Origin of the sequence: Candidatus Aquicultor secundus, assembly GCF_002791875.1 — a bacterium.
Taxonomy (GTDB): domain Bacteria; phylum Actinomycetota; class Aquicultoria; order Aquicultorales; family Aquicultoraceae; genus Aquicultor_A; species Aquicultor_A secundus.
Window position 1 is genome coordinate 1 of record NZ_PFNG01000110.1, and the last position, 851, is coordinate 851.

Consider the following 851-nt stretch of genomic DNA (forward strand, 5'->3'; position numbering starts at 1 on the left):
TGCATGAAACAGTGACACTAGCAACACCACAGGCAACGCTAGAAGTAGTAAAGAAATTTAGCCTCAGGCTCGATAAGAGCCTGGGGCAACATTTTTTAATCGACCAGAACATCTTGGGCAAAGTGGTCGATGCCGCCGTGCTTTCAAAAGACGATGTGGTGGTCGAGGTCGGTCCCGGAATCGGGACGTTGACGCAAGCGCTCGCCAAAAACGCGGGTACGGTCGTTGCGCTTGAACTCGACCGCAAGCTCGCGCCGGTATTGGACTACACCCTCAAAAGTTTTGAGAACGCAAAGGTTGTTTTTTCCGATGCGCTCTCGGTCGACCTTAAGAACCTGCCGGACGATCTTCCCGCCCCCAACAAGCTCGTATCGAACCTGCCATACCAGGTGGCTACGCCGATTCTGGCGACTTACCTGGATAAATTCGATGATCTTAAGCTCTACGTGGTCATGATACAAAAGGAAGTAGCCGACCGAATCACGGCAAAACCGGCGACCGCAGAGTACGGGTCGTTTTCCGTAAAAGCACAGTTTTACTGCGATGTAGACAGGGTTGCCGTGGTTTCGAAAAACGTGTTCATCCCGCCGCCGGAAGTAAGCTCGGCAGTGGTCAGGATGAGACGATTGGCGCAGCCCAGGGTGCATGTCTTTAATAAAGAGTTCTTTTTTAAGGTAGTAAAGGCGGCGTTTTGGCAGCGAAGAAAGACGATAAAAAACGCGCTTCGCGGAAGCCCCGAGCTTGATTTAGACATCGAGGAAATCGATAGGGCTTTAAAGAAAGCCGGAATCGACCCCAAACGCCGGGGCGAGACCCTCTCTATCGAGGAGTTTGCGGCGCTCACGAACGCG

General features: G+C 52.5%; 1 protein-coding gene. It reads left to right on the forward strand.

Features of this window, described 5'->3' with window-relative positions:
• Positions 1 to 11 precede the first annotated feature (11 nt).
• Positions 12 to 851 (forward strand): 16S rRNA (adenine(1518)-N(6)/adenine(1519)-N(6))-dimethyltransferase RsmA (gene rsmA / locus COY37_RS04630; RefSeq protein ID WP_286976401.1); only part of this gene is annotated, 840 nt, incomplete at its 3' end.